Below are 14156 nucleotides of genomic sequence, written 5' to 3'. Positions count from 1 at the left end.
ATTTCCTTTGACGCCTCTTTGTCACGAGCTGCCTGCCTGGCAGGCTTTGCAAACCCATTACCGGGCGCAGATCCAGCATCTGGATTTGCGCCAGGCTTTTGCACAAGACCCGCAACGTCTTGACGCCCTGAGCATGCAGGCGCCACATGTCTTCGCTGATCTGTCGAAGAACCTATGGACTGGCGAGACCGAGGCCTTGCTGAGGCAGCTTGCCGTCGAGAGCCAGCTCTCGAGCAAGCGCGACGCCATGCTGGCCGGCGCAGCCATCAATACCAGCGAGCAGCGCAGCGCGATGCACTGGCTGCTGCGCACTCCTGCAAACGGCGGGCAGCTCGCCCAGTCCCCCGTCCTTCGGTCCTGGTCCCAGGACATGCATTCGGCGCTGCGTGAAGTTCACGACACGCAGGATCGAATGCTCGCCCTGGCCGATCAGATCAGGGGCAGCCAACAGATCACCGATATCGTCAATATCGGCATCGGCGGCTCGCACCTGGGTCCGGAAGTCGTGGTCAATGCCCTTGAGGACTGGATAGACCAGGACAAGAACTTTCACTTTGTATCCAACGTGGACGGCCATGAACTGGGACATGTGCTGCGCCGGGTCAAACCGGAAAGCACGCTGTTCCTGATTGCCTCGAAATCCTTCACCACGGCCGAGACCATGCTGAATGCTCGCTCGGCCAGGCAGTGGTTTCTCGATCATGGCGGCAGCGAAGATCCGCAGGCCCCATGCTCGATCGACCGACACTTCGTGGCCCTCACCACCAATACACAGGCGGCTGCAGAGTTCGGCATACAGCGCACTCTGGGTTTCTGGGATTGGGTAGGCGGACGCTTTTCGCTGTGGTCCGCCATCGGCTTGCCTATCGCCATCGCCATAGGCTCGGCGCAATTCAGGGCGCTACTGGGCGGCGCACACGCGATGGACGCCCACTTTTTCACTGCGCCCATGAAGAGCAATCTCCCGGTGCGCCTGGGACTGCTGGACATCTGGTATCGCAATTTCTGCCAGTTTTCCAGCCGCTGCATCGCCCCATACAGCCATGGACTGCGCCGCCTGACGGCCTATCTGCAGCAACTGGAGATGGAAAGCAATGGCAAAAGCATCAACAAGAATGGCGTTCGGCTCACAGCACCCACGGCACCGGTGATCTGGGGCGAGCCCGGCACCAATGGGCAGCATGCTTTTTTCCAGATGCTGCACCAGGGGCCGGATGTCATACCGGTCGAATTCATTGCCCTGCGCGACGGGGGCAAATACCTGGGCGAGCACCATCAAAGCCTGGTAGTCAACGCGATTGCCCAGGCCCAGGCGCTGATGGTAGGGCGCTGCGGCGAAGGTCTGGAAAAAGACTGCCCCGGCAATCGCCCCAGCAGTTTCCTGATGCTTGAAAGCCTGGACCCCGCCTCTCTTGGCGCCCTGATTGCGCTGTATGAACATCGCATTTTTGTCTCTGGCGCCATCTGGGACATCAACAGCTTCGACCAGTGGGGTGTGGAACTGGGCAAGAAGCTGGCAAAGCAGCTGCATGCCCGCCAGAACCACAATGACTGGGAAGGAGTGGACGCGTCAACGCAGGAGCTGATGAAACGCCTGATGGAAAGTCACTGAGCATCACAAGCAGCGGGCCCGACAGAGCTCATGCTTCAAGCCTGCTCAGATCGCGCTGGTTTGCTGCAAATGGGGATAGCGCACGCCAGCCAGACCTTCCAGTCCAAACTCGGCGAGCAGCTGACGCAAGCGTTGCGCCGCACTGCGCTTTTTCTGTCCCGTATAACGGGCCACAATCAATTCGTTTTTCATGCTGTGCTCCCAGCCCACCAGCTCGGTGACCGTGACCTGGTAGCCGCAAGCCTCCAGATACAGACAGCGCAGCACATTGGTAATCTGACTGCCCATCTCGCGAGTGTGGATCGGGTGACGCCACAACTCGGCCAGCGGAGTGCGCGCCAGACTCATGGCCTTGGTCTGGCGCAGGCATGCAGCCACCTCGGCCTGGCAGCAAGGCACCAGCACCATGGCCTTGGCCTGCTTTTCCAGCCCGAAGGCTATCGCATCATCGGTCGCCGTATCGCAGGCGTGCAAGGCCGTGACCACGTCAAACTGCGAAGGCATGAAGTCTGCTCGCGTGGACTCGGCCACCGACATATTGAGAAACTCCATGCGCTCGAAGCCAAGTTCAGCCGCCAGCTTCTGAGATGCCTCGACCAGCGGCGCCCGCGTCTCGATACCGAAAATCCGGCCCTGAGCCAAGGCCTTGAAATACAGGTCGTAAAGAATGAACCCCAGATAAGACTTGCCCGCACCATGGTCAGCCAGTGTCACGGCATGCCCATCCTTGGACAGCTCGGCAAGCAAAGGCTCGATGAACTGATAGAGGTGATAGACCTGCTTGAGCTTGCGGCGCGAATCCTGATTGAGCTTTCCCTCGCGCGTCAGAATATGCAGAGCCTTAAGCAGCTCAAGGCTCTGGCCGGGCTTGAGCCCCAGTTGCTCGGCGATATCAAGTGCCCCTGCTTTGGCGGGCTTTTGCAGGCTCTGCTTTTTATCAGTCTTGCCCATCACTTCTCTGCCTTCGTCTGACCATGGCCGGTCACGGGGCAGCGGGCCCCGACATCCAGGTCCAGCCAGCCTTCGATGCCGATCTTTTCCAGCGTTTCCATATTGCGCTCGTATATCGTTTCGGCTTCCGGAAACACCTCCACAGCCTTGTCGATGCTGTCTTCGCGCAGCAAGTGCAATATGGGATAGGGAGCACGATTGGTGCAGTTGGTAACGTCGTCCACATCCGTGCCCTCAAACTGAAATTGAGGATGAAACGAGGCGACCTGCAAAATACCACCCAGATCCAGCTCCTCGATCATGGCATCCGCCACTTCAAGAAAGTCATTGAAGTCCAGAAAATCCTGCAGGGCATGAGGCAGTATCAGCAGTGTGGTGTCGCGTTTTTCTGCGTTGGCTTCGGCCAGGGCTTCAAGCTCGCGATGCAGGGCCTCGGCAACCGCCTCTGCATCGGTCGCATCGCTGACGGCATAGTGGATCTGAGCCTTGACATGCACGCCTTTGGCGAAAGGGCATAGGTTGAGACCTATCACGGCCTTTTCCAGCCAGCGCACGGTATCCGCAATCACAAGCTCCGGCGGGAAAGCCTGATCGGCGATGGTTGAAGTTTCGGTCATGACAGGGCCCTCCAAAATGCAAACGGGGGCCATCGCCCCCAAAGAATGCGCACTGGGCGGGAAATATTCCGGCTCTAGATACACAGAACCGCTATTTTAGCGATCCGGCCTGTGCCATGCTCGCCACTGGCAGCAAGACCGTTGGCGAGCTTCCTTCAGGCCTCGCCCAGCAGCCTAAGCCCGGTGATGCGCTCATGTTCGCGCGCTGCATAACGATCCGTCATACCCGCAATAAAGTCTGCCACCACTCGCGCACGTTCATGCAGGGTAGTGACGATATGGGCACGCTGAACAAAGCGCGGCTTCATGCGTTCAGGCTCCACCATATAAGCGGCAAACAGCTCTTTCACAACTTGCTGGGCACTGTTCATGGTCTGCATGACTTGAGGGTGCCGATAGAGCTGCCTGAACAAGAACTGCTTTAGCACCAGGGACTGCGCTTTCATCTCTTCGCTGAAACCGATCAGCGTCCGATCATGCTGACGAACCTCCTGCACCGAGCGCACAGCCGCCTGTTCAATACCGGCCTGTGAGTGATGGATGACGTCATAGACCTGGTCACTGAGCATGCGTCGAATGCTCTCATAGAGCAGCTTGCGCTGAGCATCCGGCAGAGCCAGATCGGGCCAATCCGCCAATGTCGAGGCGTAATAGCGGGCAAACAAAGGCACGGCTTCACGCAGCTGGGCCATGGTGATCAGACCCGATCGAACGCCGTCGTCCACATCGTGGGCGTTATAGGCAATCGCATCCGCCAGATTGCATAGCTGTGCCTCCAGAGAAGGCTGAGTGCCATCCAGAAAACGCTGAGCCACGCCGCCGGGCTCACGTGCATTCAGCAATTGCGCATTGCTGAGCGAGCAATGCTTGAGAATTCCCTCGCGCGTTTCAAAAGTCAGGTTCAGACCGTCAAAGGCAGGATAACGTTCCTCCAACCTGTCCACTACACGCAGACTTTGCAGATTGTGCTCAAAACCGCCATGAGGCTTCATGCACTCATTGAGCGCGTCTTGCCCCGCATGTCCAAAAGGTGTGTGCCCCAGATCATGCGCCAGACAGATGGCTTCAACCAGGTCTTCATCCAGCCGCAAAGAACGCGCGATGGAGCGCCCCAGCTGCGCCACTTCCAGAGAATGCGTGAGCCGGGTTCGGAACAGATCGCCCTCATGATTCACAAAGACCTGGGTCTTGTAAACCAGTCGCCTGAAGGCCGAGGAGTGAACAATGCGATCCCGATCGCGCTGAAAGTCGCTGCGCGTGGGAGCCGGGGGCTCAGCAAAGCGACGCCCGCGGCTTTGCTGGGGATGGCAGGCGTAGGAAGCCAGAGCGGTCATGCAAATCGCCTCAACAACTCGATGCAATGACTCTAACAGCTATGGGCTCGCTTCCCCCAGGGTCTGCTCACATAGCGCCATCCATCAAGCGCAGCAACTGTCGATCACTTCACGCACCAGCGCATCGGGTGCCGACCTCATCACCGCCTTGCCGGGACCATCGATCAGCACAAAGCGGATTTCACCGGCTTCGGATTTCTTGTCGACCCGCATCAGTTCCAGATAGCGACCAGCATTGTCCTGGGCATCGATGACCGCTGCGCGCACCGGCAAGCCCGCTCGCTCAATCAGCTTGCGCAGACGCGAGACAAAGCTCGCCTCCACCAGGCCAAGACGTTGGGACAGCTCCGCCGCCATCACCATGCCTGCCGCCACACCTTCACCGTGCAGCCAGTTGCCGTAGCCCATGCCGGCCTCGATCGCATGACCGAAGGTATGGCCAAAATTGAGAATCGCGCGCAGACCCGCTTCCTTCTCGTCCTGCCCCACGACCCAGGCCTTGATCTCCACACTTCGCTTGACGGCATGGGCGAGCATGTCGCGATCGCGGCGCAGCAGGCCATCCATGTTCTGCTCAAGCCAGTCGAAGAACTGCATATCGGCAATAGGGCCGTATTTGATGATTTCCCCCAGACCTGCGCTCAACTCGCGCTCTGGCAGGGTATCCAGCGTAGCAAGATCGCAGAGCACCAGCTGCGGCTGGTAGAAGGCCCCAATCATGTTCTTGCCCAGCGGGTGGTTGATGGCAGTCTTGCCCCCCACCGAGGAATCGACCTGGGACAGCAGCGTGGTCGGCACCTGCACAAAAGGCACGCCACGCATATAGCTGGCGGCAGCAAAGCCCGTCATATCCCCCACAACACCGCCGCCCAGTGCAAACAGCACCGTCTTGCGGTCGCAACCATGCTGCAGCAGGGCATCAAAAATCAGGTTCAGAGTCTGCCAGTCTTTATGCGCTTCGCCATCGGGCAACACCACCTCGTGAACCTGGGCGTATTGGCCGCTCAAGGCCTGCTTGAGCGCAGACAGATAAAGCGGGGCCACGACATCATTCGTCACGACCAGAGCCGCCGCCGCCTTGGGCAATGCCTGCCAAGTGGAGCTCTGGGCCAGCAAGCCCTCTGCAATCACGATGGGATAGCTGCGCTCTCCCAGATCAATATGCACCGTTTCCACGTTCAACCTCTCTCAAAATACATAGCAGGAACCACACGCAGTGTATTGACCAACAAGCTTTTCAGCGCAATCAGGAATGCTGACCGAGTTCAATCTGCATGGCCACTCGCTGGGCCACCTGCGTGGCGGACAGGCCGCTGCCCGCCACCACAAAATCCGCAACCTCCTTGTAGAGCGGATCTCTGATGGCATGCAAATCCAGCAAGCGCTGCAAAGGATTGTCCACTTGCAACAAGGGACGCTGAGTATCCCGCTGCAGGCGCTTGGCAATCTCATGCGGTGATGCACTCAGATAGACCACCTGTGCATGCTCGGCCAGCTCCTGCCGGTTTTCAGCCTTCAGCACGGCACCGCCACCTGTGGCAACCACCGTTTTCTCAGGTCGCGCCAGCAGCGCTGCCAGCACCTCCTGCTCTACATCCCTGAATCTGGACTCGCCTTCCTTGGCAAAAAAATCGCGAATCGTGCAGCCGATATGCTCTTCGATGGCCACGTCCACATCCACAAAAGGCATAGACCAACGCTTGGCCAAATAGCGTCCGATGGTGGATTTGCCGGAGCCTGGCAAACCCACAAGGGCAATATGAAATTTCTTTAGAACAGTCATCGCGTTACCGTCATCCGCCAATCTGGCCAGCCCATGATTCTCGCAGCCCGCAGATATTACAAATGAAAAGGCCCGCATCAACTCGTGCGGGCCCTATGTAAAAACTGATAACAGTTATTTGCTGGTGCTGCGCGCCTGGCTCAGCATCTTGGGAGTGATGAAAACCAGCATTTCACGCTTGCTCGAAGCCTTGGTGTTGCTACGGAACAAATGCCCCAACACAGGCAGATCTCCGAACAGCGGTACCTTGTTGAGCTGGTTGGTTTCCTCCAGTTCAAAGATACCGCCAATCACGACCGTGCCGCCATTCTCGACCAACACCTGGGTCTTGACATGCTTGGTATCAATGGCGACGCCCTGAGTCGTGGTCTCACCGCGGCTGTCCTTGTTCACATCCAGATCCAGAATGATGTCGCCTTCAGGGGTAATTTGCGGAGTCACTTCCAGCTTCAGCACGGCCTTCTTGAACGAGATGGTCGTGGCGCCATTCGGCGCAGTCACGGAGTATGGGTATTCCGTGCCTTGCTCGATCAATGCCTTGTTCTGGTCTGCCGTCACCAGACGGGGGTTGGAGATGATCTTGCCATCACCTTCTGCTTCCAAAGCAGACAGCTCCAGGGACAGGAAACGCGTCATCGAGCTATTGAAGACAGAGAATGCGACCTGGCCCACAGTGTTGATTCCCGAAACACTGGCTGGCAAGTTGACGAAATTGCCACTGGGGAACTTGGAGCTTGATCCTGATCCGCTGTCAGGCAGGAACTGAGACGATGTCATGGAGGCATTGCTGCCAACAGCCCCTCCGCCAAACTTCACCCCCAGCGAACGGCCAAAGGTATCGCGTGCCTCCACAATGCGGGCCTCAATCATGACCTGGCGCACCGGCACATCCAGCGTTGCCAGCAAAGCCTTCATTTCTTCCAGCTTGGTCGGCGTATCCGTCACAAACAGCTGATTGGTGCGTGGCTCGGAAATAGCGGAGCCGCGCGATGACAGAAAGCGCGTGCTGGACCCTGTACCGCCTGCACCACCGCCGCCTGTCGAAGTCGTGATCTGCTGCAGGATGTCCGCCGCCTTTGCATAGTTGAGCTGGAAGCCTTGCGTGCGCAAAGGCTCCAGCTTCTGGATTTCCATGGCCGCTTCGTAGTCACGCTTGGTACGCGCGTCAATCTCGTCCTTGGGAGCGATCCAGAGCACGGAGCCGGACTTGCGCATGCCCAGCCCCTTGGCATCCATGATGATCTGAAGAGCCTGGTCCCAAGGCACATCCTTCAGACGCAGAGTCAAGGCACCTGTCACCGTATCCGAGGTGACGATATTGAAGTTGGTGAAGTCCGCGATGACCTGCAGCAAAGAGCGCACTTCAATATTCTGGAAATTGAGCGACAGCTTTTCGCCGCTGTAGCCCGGGCCTTGCGTCAACTTGCTGGTGTCGACCTTTTTCTGGCGCACTTCCACCACGAACTGATTGTCGCTCTGGTATGCGCTGTGCTCCCAATCACCCACAGGGTCAATGCGCATCCGAACACGATCGCCTTGCTGAGTGGTCGATATCGTTTGCACAGGCGTACCGAAATCCCCCACATCCAGCTTCTTGCGCAAATTTTCAGGCAGGGCTGTACGCAGGAAGTCCACCGTCAGGCCCTTGCCCTCCTGCCGCAGATCCACCCCCACCTGGCTGCTGCCAAGGCTGACTACAACCCGGCCGGAGCCATCGCTACCACGGCGAAAGTCTATACCGCGAATCGGAGCTGCATCAGAGGCTGCCGTCTTGTTCTCGAACACCGGAGCCATGACAGGAGCCGCAGCTGCAGCGGTTGTCGCGGCACCTGCGGGATCAAGCAAGATCAGCAAAGATTTTCCCTGGCGCTGCAAGCGATAGGTCGTAGCCGTCTTCAGATTCAATACCAGGCGTGAGCGACCCGATGCTTCCACCAGATTTGCCGAACGCAGATTGCCCTGATTGAATTCAAGCAACGACTTGCCCGAGCCATTGCTCACACCCGGAAAATCCAGAGCGATACGCGCCGGAGACTGAACCACGAATCCGGTCGGGTCTGCAGCCAGCGGTTCGGACAGCTCGACACGGACGACCTCGGAGCCAGACTGCAAAGCGCCTGTAACAGCCTCAATGCGGGCTTGCGCCCAAGCTGCCGAAGCAAGCAAAAGGCCGCTCAGGGTCAGACCCCAACGGGCCTTCGCCATAGTGCTGCGATTAATACCCATCATTTGCCGACCTCCTGCAACTCCAAAGTGCTTGTTCTTTCAATCCAGTCACCACCGCCATCCTGGACAATTTCTCTTAGCTGGATGGAGTTTTCCGTAATCTTGGTGATCTTTCCGTAGTTCTGCCCCAGATAGTTGCCGACACGTACCTGATAGAGCAGGCCGCCGACTTTGACCAAGGCCGTGGGCACGTTCTTTTTGTCGAGACTGCCCACCATGGTCATGGTGTCCAGCGGCTCGGCCTCCAGCGGCTCCTTGCGGCGACTCAGCTCTGGCGTGAGCAACGCCGTGCTGATGTTGGATTGCGCAGACTCCTTGCGCAGCACCTGGATCAGCTTGAGCGGATTGAAGGGATCCATGCCATCAGCCCCTGTATAGGCCTGGGGCTTGAAAGGCTTGGGCTCCTCCAGAGGAGTCACGCGAGGCTTGGCATTGGCACGCTCCTGGGCCATCCACTCACGCAGTTGCTCCTCCTCGGAGGAGGTGCAACCCGCCAGCAAAGCACTGCTCATCAGGACCAGCCAGACAGGGCTCAAGAATGCTCTGCTCATTTCTTCCCCTTGGCCGCGTCACGCTGCGCCTTGACTTCGTCCGCATCCAGATATCGGAACGTCCGTGCCGTGGCATCCATGGACAGCACATCCGTGTCCTTGCCGCCCGGGGCGATGGACAGATTGTTCAAGGTCACGATACGGGACAGGAAAGCGATATCCGAGGCAAAAGCACCGATGTCGTGATAGCGCCCCGTCACCTTCAGGGTGATTGGCAGCTCGGCGTAGTACTCCTTGGTCACCATGGCGCCAGGGCGGAATACTTCAAACTGCAGGCTACGTCCCAAGCCGGCCTGGTTGATATCGGAAAGCAGAGCTGCCATCTCCGCCTTGCTGGGCAGTTGCTTTTCCAGCTGCGTCACATACTGCTGCACCTGCTCGCGCTGCTTCTTCAAGCCCTCCAGGCTCACTGCCTTGACCATTTTCCTGGAATAGTCTTCGCGCAGAGTCACCTCGGTCGCACGCTCGGCGTCGAGCTCTGCTTCGTAATCCTTCAGAACGACGAACCACAGCAAGGCTGCGACAGCGACTGCAACGGCAACATACAGCAGTGCCTTGGGCAAGGCTGGCCAGACCGAAGGGTCATTGGGATCCAGATTCCGGAATTGGCGCTGAATTCTCTCTTGCAGCGCAGCGAAATCGATGTCCAGAGATTTCTTCTTTTTTGCCATCACTGCGCCTTCACAGAAGAGCTTGCAGCAAGCAGATTCTTCTCCGCATCGCTGGCCCTGGTCAGATTGAAGCGCAATGTGAATGCAGCTGCACGGCGCTTATCCTTGGCAGTCACATCAACCGTCTTGGCTACAATTTCCATCAGCTCCGGCTTGGAGAACCAGGGCGAGCCATCCGTAAGATTGCGCAGCATCTCGGAAATACGTTCATTCGACTGTGCAGTTCCCTGCATGGTCACCGACAGGCCTTCTTGCTTGATGCTGCTGATGTAGACACCGTCCGGCAGTTGCTTGACCAGCTCATTGAGCATGTACACCGGCAGGTTACGGTCGGACTGCAGATCCTCCACCGCCTTCTGCCGTGCACGCAGAGCGGTGATTTCGGCCTCGAGCCCCTCGATTTCCTTGATCTGTGTTTCCAGGACCTTGATTTCGGAGCGCAGCAGATTGTTCTTGTTCTGCTGGCCCTCGATCATCATCTGGAAGTACCAGTAAATCAGTGCTGCGATCAGCAGTCCACCCAATGCGCCCAGCACCATATTGACCTGAAACGCCTCTTTACGGCGCTTCTTGGCCGCCTCGCGGTGCGGCAAAAGGTTAATCAGTATCACTCTTGAAACCTCCGCATGGCCAAACCGCAAGAGGTCAGATAGGACGGCGCTTCACGCGCCATCTTCTTCAGACGCACGCCGCTGCCAATTTCCATGCCTTCGAAGGGATTGGCAAGACTGCAGGCACATCCAGTCTGCTGGCTGACGGCATCCACCAGCCCCGGCAAGGACGACGATCCACCTGCCAGCAACACATGATCGACGCGGTTGTAGGGAGTACTCGTGAAGAAGAACTGCAACGCTCGCGCCACTTCCTGGGTCAGGCTTTGCACGAAGGGCTTGAGCACACCAGCCGCGTAGTCGTCCGGCAATTCGCCGCTGCGCTTCTTGGCCTCCGCCTCTTCCGGAGAAAAGCCGTACTGGCGTGCAATCAACTGGGTAAGCTGTGCACCGCCAAAGGCCTGATCACGCTCATACAGGACCTCGTCATTGCGAAGCACCTGCATGCTGGTAGTCATCGCTCCCACCTCGAATAGCGCCACGACAGCGTCACGCCCGGCATTGGGCAAACGCGACACCAGACGCGTTGCCGCCATTCGGGCGGCGTAGGGCTCGATATCGATCACCATGGGCTTGAGACCGGCAGCCTCGGCCAGGCCCTGGCGGTCCTGCACTTTTTCCTTGCGCGATGCAGCAATCAGCACATCCACATCGCCAGGCGACACCAGCGACGGGCCTATGACACAGAAATCCAGGCTCACCTCATCGAGCGAGAACGGAATGTATTGATTGGCTTCGGACTCGACCTGAACTTCCATTTCCAGCTCGGTCAAGCCGGCTGGCAAGGTGATCTTCTTGGTAATCACAGCAGCAGCTGGCAACGCCATGGCCACTTGCTTTGTACGCGTTCCGCTTTTCTTGACCAGCCGGCGCACGGCCTCCGCCACCTCATCAAATTTCTCAATATTGCCGTCGGTGATCCAGCCTTTTTCAAGAGGCTCAATCGCACAACGCTCCAGTTGCCACTCGCCGGATTTGCTTTTGGCCAGTTCGACCAGCTTCACGCTGGAGGAGCTGACATCAATGCCAAGCAAAGGTGCAGGCTGACGGCTGAATAAAGAACTCAGAGCAATCAACATGCCCCCCCAAGTTTGTAAGAATGGAAACAAAAGCCAGCAATACCCCGGAATCCTAGCAGCAAGCTATAGCAGCACATGCTTTGCTGCAGCGCTTTTCACCGTATTTCGTGGTCAAAAAAAGACAAACTTGTGTAACGTCAAACCACAAGAACCTCAGCCCTTGCGCATACTGGTGCTTACCCTGTGATTTAGGATTCAATCAAAGCGCGGCCCCACCCCGGCCGCCACGATGCTTTTCCGGGCGGCATTTCTATAATGTCCTACCCCTTGCCAATACTGCGAAATGCCGCCATCAGAACATTCTGCTCACCAGGCACCTGCGCCTGGATCTCAAACTCCCAAAAAACGCATGCACTGGCTGCCGCGCTCCATTTTCTGGCTGATCGGAATTGCCGTCGCCGCTGCCCTGGCCGTTTTGCTGGCCGTGGCCGTGGCGCTGGCCATGGCTTACCCCAATCTTCCAGACGTCTCCGAACTTGCAGACTACCGCCCCAAGCTACCGCTGCGGGTCTACTCCAGCGAAGGCGCTCTGCTGGGAGAGTTTGGGGAGGAACGTCGCACCCTGACGCCCATCAACGAGATCCCCAAGGTCATGACGGATGCCGTGCTGGCCATCGAAGACACCCGCTTCTTCGAGCATGGCGGCGTGGACTACAAGGGCATGCTGCGTGCTGCGCTGGCCAACCTGGGCAAGGTCAAGAGCCAGGGCGCCTCCACAATCACCATGCAGGTTGCACGCAATGTCTACCTCTCTTCCGAGAAGACCTATACCCGCAAGATCTACGAAATCCTGCTGACCTTCAAGCTTGAGCACTTGCTCACCAAGGAGCAGATCCTCGAGATCTACATGAACCAGATTTTCCTTGGCAACCGTGCCTATGGCTTTGCAGCAGCCTGTGAAGCCTATTTCGGCCATCCGCTCAAGGACATCACGGTGGCCGAAGCCGCCATGCTGGCCGGCCTGCCCAAGGCTCCATCGGCCTACAACCCGATCAGCAACCCCAAGCGCGCCCGCATCCGCCAGCTCTACATCATCGAGCGCATGGAGGAAAACGGTTTCATCACCGCAGAGCAGGCCAGGCAGGCCCGCGAAGAGCCGCTCAAGCTGCGTACTGCCGCCAATTCGACCCGTGTACATGCAGAGTACGTGGCTGAAATGGCCCGTCAACTGATCTTTGCCCAATACGGAAGCGACGCCTATACCCGCGGCCTGAACGTCTACACCACTCTCAATGCCGGTGAACAGGAGGCTGCCTACAAGGCTTTGCGCGAAGGCATCATGAACTACGAACGCCGCCAGAAGTACCGCGGCCCCGAGAAGTTCATCACTCTGCCAGTCAACGCTCAGGAGCTGGAAGACGCCATCGACGATGCCCTGGCCAACCATCCCGACAACGGCGATGTGGTTGCAGCCGTGGTGCTGGAAGCCTCGCCGCGCAAAATTGTCGCGGCCCGTGCGGACGGTACCCATTTCGAGATAACGGGCGACAACCTCAAGCCCGCCGAATCTGGTCTCAGCCCCAAGGCACCGCCCAATATCAAGATCCGCCCCGGTGCCGTGATCCGCGCCATCAAGAACGCCAAGGGTGCCTGGGAAATCACCCAGCTGCCCGAAGTCGAAGGCGCTTTTGTGGCCATGTCCACGCAAACCGGCGCCATCCGCGCGCTGATCGGTGGCTTCGACTTCGAAAAGAACAAGTTCAACCACGTGACCCAGGCCTGGCGCCAGCCCGGCTCCAGCTTCAAGCCATTCATCTACTCGGCGGCGCTCGAGCACGGCTTCTCGCCCTCCACCATGATCAATGACGCACCGATCTTCTTCAGTGCGGCAACCACCGGTGGTCAGCCCTGGGAGCCCAAGAACTACGACGGCCGCTACGACGGTCCCATGACCATGCGCACGGGCTTGAACAAGTCCAAGAACATGATCTCCATCCGGTTGCTGCAGGCCATCGGCCCCAAGGCCGGGCAGGAATGGGCGACGCGCTTCGGCTTTGAAGCCGCCAAGCAGCCCGCCTACCTGACCATGGCTTTGGGCGCCGGTTCCGTCACTCCGCTGCAGATGGCGGGAGCCTATTCGGTGTTTGCCAACGGCGGCCATCGCATCAACCCCTGGCTGATTGCCCGAGTGACAGACCACAAGGGTCGCATCCTCTCCGAGTTCACCCCACCAGCGGTGAAGGAGCTGCCCCAGGCCATCCCCGAGCGCAATGCCTTCCTCACCGGCACCCTGCTCAATGATGTGGCACGCGTGGGCACGGCTGCACGTGCCCAGGCCACACTCAAGCGCCCCGACCTGTATGGCAAGACCGGCACCACCAATGACTCGGTGGACGCCTGGTTTGCCGGCTACCAGCCCAGCATTGCCGCTGTCTCCTGGATTGGCTACGACACCCCGCGCAACCTGGGTTCGCGCGAAACAGGTGGCGGCCTGAGCCTGCCCATCTGGATCAATTTCATGCAGCACGCACTCAAGGGAGTGCCGGTGGCCGAAGTGCAAACCCCGCCCGGCGTGGTCAATATGGGCGGCGACTGGTATTACGAAGAAAACGCCCGCAACGGCGGCGTCTCCAGCCTCGGCATGGAAGGCGCCTCCGATCCTGGCAACGCAGGCCCGGGTGCCACCCAACCGCCTGCCGCAGAAGAGCGCAGCCGCATTCTGGACCTGTTCAGAAACTAAGCCCTCCAACAACAAAAAGCCTGCCTCTCATCGAGGCAGGC

At 58.5% G+C, this 14156-nt stretch carries 12 protein-coding genes; 2 read left to right on the top strand and 10 right to left on the bottom strand.

Annotated features, from left to right (window positions below):
• The first annotated feature begins 7 nt into the window (after window positions 1–7).
• Window positions 8–1612 carry a glucose-6-phosphate isomerase gene (gene pgi / locus AAIL66_RS12470; protein WP_343496866.1) on the top strand — a complete coding sequence of 535 codons (1605 nt, stop codon included), beginning with the start codon at window positions 8–10 and terminating at the stop codon, window positions 1610–1612.
• A 45-nt stretch (window positions 1613–1657) separates the two neighbouring features.
• Here the strand turns inward: pgi and AAIL66_RS12465 are convergent, their stop codons facing one another.
• From AAIL66_RS12465 to AAIL66_RS12420, 10 genes are all read right to left on the bottom strand, one after another.
• The gene (locus AAIL66_RS12465; protein WP_343496865.1) at window positions 1658–2563 is read right to left on the bottom strand and encodes an SAM-dependent methyltransferase; all 906 of its coding nucleotides are present in this window, start codon (window positions 2561–2563) and stop codon (window positions 1658–1660) included.
• Window positions 2563–3180 (bottom strand): DUF1415 domain-containing protein, encoded by a 618-nt coding sequence (locus AAIL66_RS12460; protein ID WP_003062011.1) that lies wholly within the window; start codon window positions 3178–3180, stop codon window positions 2563–2565. The genes AAIL66_RS12465 and AAIL66_RS12460 overlap by 1 nt, the downstream gene beginning before the upstream one ends.
• A gap of 155 nt (window positions 3181–3335) precedes the next feature.
• Window positions 3336–4514, bottom strand: a complete 1179-nt coding sequence (locus AAIL66_RS12455) for a deoxyguanosinetriphosphate triphosphohydrolase (protein ID WP_034357421.1) — start codon at window positions 4512–4514, stop codon at window positions 3336–3338.
• Between the two features lie 84 nt (window positions 4515–4598).
• Window positions 4599–5696 (bottom strand): 3-dehydroquinate synthase, encoded by a 1098-nt coding sequence (gene aroB, locus AAIL66_RS12450; protein WP_034357420.1) that lies wholly within the window; start codon window positions 5694–5696, stop codon window positions 4599–4601.
• 64 nt (window positions 5697–5760) lie between these two features.
• Window positions 5761–6297 (bottom strand): shikimate kinase, encoded by a 537-nt coding sequence (locus tag AAIL66_RS12445; RefSeq protein ID WP_034381543.1) that lies wholly within the window; start codon window positions 6295–6297, stop codon window positions 5761–5763.
• Window positions 6298–6411: 114 nt separating this feature from the next.
• Window positions 6412–8526 (bottom strand): type IV pilus secretin PilQ, encoded by a 2115-nt coding sequence (locus tag AAIL66_RS12440; protein WP_343496864.1) that lies wholly within the window; start codon window positions 8524–8526, stop codon window positions 6412–6414.
• On the bottom strand, window positions 8523–9074 hold the full coding sequence (locus AAIL66_RS12435; RefSeq protein ID WP_034357416.1) for a pilus assembly protein PilP: 552 nt from the start codon (window positions 9072–9074) through the stop codon (window positions 8523–8525). Before AAIL66_RS12435 ends, AAIL66_RS12440 begins: the two co-directional genes overlap by 4 nt.
• Window positions 9071–9745: a type 4a pilus biogenesis protein PilO gene (locus AAIL66_RS12430; protein WP_034381535.1), complete on the bottom strand. Its 675-nt coding sequence runs from the start codon at window positions 9743–9745 to the stop codon at window positions 9071–9073. Before AAIL66_RS12430 ends, AAIL66_RS12435 begins: the two co-directional genes overlap by 4 nt.
• Entirely contained in the window at window positions 9745–10356 is a 612-nt protein-coding gene (locus AAIL66_RS12425; protein WP_012837038.1) for a PilN domain-containing protein, read from the bottom strand. Before AAIL66_RS12425 ends, AAIL66_RS12430 begins: the two co-directional genes overlap by 1 nt.
• The gene (locus tag AAIL66_RS12420; RefSeq protein WP_003061991.1) at window positions 10353–11432 is read right to left on the bottom strand and encodes a pilus assembly protein PilM; all 1080 of its coding nucleotides are present in this window, start codon (window positions 11430–11432) and stop codon (window positions 10353–10355) included. Before AAIL66_RS12420 ends, AAIL66_RS12425 begins: the two co-directional genes overlap by 4 nt.
• A 352-nt stretch (window positions 11433–11784) precedes the next feature.
• On the opposite strand from AAIL66_RS12420, the gene AAIL66_RS12415 reads away from it, so the two are divergent.
• Window positions 11785–14115, top strand: a complete 2331-nt coding sequence (locus tag AAIL66_RS12415; RefSeq protein ID WP_343496863.1) for a penicillin-binding protein 1A — start codon at window positions 11785–11787, stop codon at window positions 14113–14115.
• Window positions 14116–14156: the final 41 nt, after the last annotated feature.

Origin of the sequence: Comamonas sp. F1-6 (assembly GCF_039581415.1) — a bacterium.
In the GTDB taxonomy this organism is placed as follows: Bacteria; Pseudomonadota; Gammaproteobacteria; order Burkholderiales; family Burkholderiaceae_C; genus Comamonas; species Comamonas thiooxydans.
Note: the sequence above shows the minus strand (reverse complement) of the source record. Positions and strands in the feature narration are given on the sequence as shown.

What these genes read in the sequence shown, in the direction of transcription:
- AAIL66_RS12465 (WP_343496865.1), bottom strand. Translation starts at nt 2,563, where the DNA reads ATGGGCAAGACTGATAAAAAGCAGAGCCTGCAAAAGCCCGCCAAAGCA.
- AAIL66_RS12430 (WP_034381535.1), bottom strand. Translation starts at nt 9,745, where the DNA reads ATGGCAAAAAAGAAGAAATCTCTGGACATCGATTTCGCTGCGCTGCAA.
- AAIL66_RS12460 (WP_003062011.1), bottom strand. Translation starts at nt 3,180, where the DNA reads ATGACCGAAACTTCAACCATCGCCGATCAGGCTTTCCCGCCGGAGCTT.
- AAIL66_RS12455 (WP_034357421.1), bottom strand. Translation starts at nt 4,514, where the DNA reads ATGACCGCTCTGGCTTCCTACGCCTGCCATCCCCAGCAAAGCCGCGGG.
- AAIL66_RS12415 (WP_343496863.1), top strand. Translation starts at nt 11,785, where the DNA reads ATGCACTGGCTGCCGCGCTCCATTTTCTGGCTGATCGGAATTGCCGTC.
- AAIL66_RS12440 (WP_343496864.1), bottom strand. Translation starts at nt 8,526, where the DNA reads ATGATGGGTATTAATCGCAGCACTATGGCGAAGGCCCGTTGGGGTCTG.
- AAIL66_RS12435 (WP_034357416.1), bottom strand. Translation starts at nt 9,074, where the DNA reads ATGAGCAGAGCATTCTTGAGCCCTGTCTGGCTGGTCCTGATGAGCAGT.
- AAIL66_RS12445 (WP_034381543.1), bottom strand. Translation starts at nt 6,297, where the DNA reads ATGACTGTTCTAAAGAAATTTCATATTGCCCTTGTGGGTTTGCCAGGC.